We start from the raw sequence: 1450 nt of genomic DNA on the forward strand, positions 1-1450 counted from the left end.
TTGGCGGGGCCGAGCCTTATTACGGCACGAATCCGATTGCCTTCGCCGCGCCAGGAGAAGGCAGCGAGCTCATTACCTTCGACATGGCGACTACCGTCCAGGCATGGGGGAAGATTTTGCATGCCCGTTCAAAGCACGAGCCGATTCCGGATACATGGGCGGTGGATAAACAGGGCGTAAGGACGGATGACCCGTTTAAAGTGCACGCATTGCTTCCGATTGCAGGGCCGAAAGGGTACGGACTGATGATGATGGTCGATGTACTGTCCGGCATCCTTCTTGGTTTGCCGTTCGGCAATCAGGTCAGCTCCATGTACCACGACCTGACCGAAGGCCGCAATCTGGGTCAGCTTCATATTGTGATTAACCCGTCCTTTTTTACCGATTTGGATACGTTCCGGCGCAATATTTCAAAGACAATGAGTGATTTGAACGGCATTAATCCGGCGCCTGGCTTTGAGCGGGTTCTCTATCCGGGACAGAATTATGACCTGATCGAGCAGGAGAACGAAGCTAACGGCATTGAGATTGTAGACGAGGTATATAACTATCTCGTATCCGATGTCGTTCATAACAACACTTATGATCATAAAGATCCATTTGCAACGTAACACCTGCATGATAAGAAATGTCAATTAATCAAAACGGACAAGTGAGGCGAACCAGGAATGCTGCATACGATCATTAAAAAAAATTCGTATCAAGATTCGGTCAATTTGATGCTTCTGACCAATTATATTTCTGCGCTTGAAGGTGTGGTTCAAGCGTCTATCATGATGGGGACGCCGGCCAACAAAGACATTATGCGTAATTCCGGGTTGTATACAGATGAGCTGGAGTCGGCCGGGGCCAATGATATGTGCATTGTCATCGATACCGAGGCGCATAGCGGACTGGATGATATTCTCGTTGCGGTTGACAACTTCTTAAGCGACCAATCCGTCAGCAGCAGCCAGTCCTCAATGGAGAGCGTGCGCTCGTGGGAGCGCGCGTTGAAGGAGAACCCGAATGCCAACTTGGCCATTATTTCGGTGCCAGGTCAATACGCGGTGGCAGAAGCGGATAAAGCGCTCGATTACGGACTGCATGCCTTTATTTTTAGTGACAATGTACCGGTAGAAGAAGAGTTGAGTCTAAAACAGAAGGCACATGACAAAGGGTTGCTCGTGATGGGTCCTGATTGCGGTACAGGTATTATATCAGGTGTTCCGCTTGCCTTCGCGAATCGGGTGAAAGCGGGCAATATCGGTGTCGTCGGTGCATCGGGTACAGGCATCCAGGAAGTGACCACACTGATCGACCGCATGGGCGGCGGCATCAGTCACGCGATTGGCACCGGGGGACGTGACCTCTCGGAGACCGTCGGGGCGATTACGATGTTGGACGGTATCCGCGGACTGGCGCATAACGACCAGACCGAGGTAATCGTCATTGTATCCAAGCCGCCAGC

At 51.4% G+C, this 1450-nt stretch carries 1 protein-coding gene and 1 pseudogene; both read left to right on the forward strand.

Annotation, left to right across the window (positions count from 1 at the left end):
- Positions 1-611: Ldh family oxidoreductase (locus WG8_RS28000; RefSeq protein WP_007429027.1), on the forward strand; the 611-nt coding region annotated here is incomplete at its 5' end.
- Positions 612-668: 57 nt separating this feature from the next.
- Positions 669-1450 (forward strand): annotated as a pseudogene (locus WG8_RS28005) (acyl-CoA synthetase FdrA); the annotation flags it as partial.

Source organism: Paenibacillus sp. Aloe-11 (assembly GCF_000245715.1).
Classification (GTDB): Bacteria; Bacillota; Bacilli; order Paenibacillales; family Paenibacillaceae; genus Paenibacillus; species Paenibacillus kribbensis.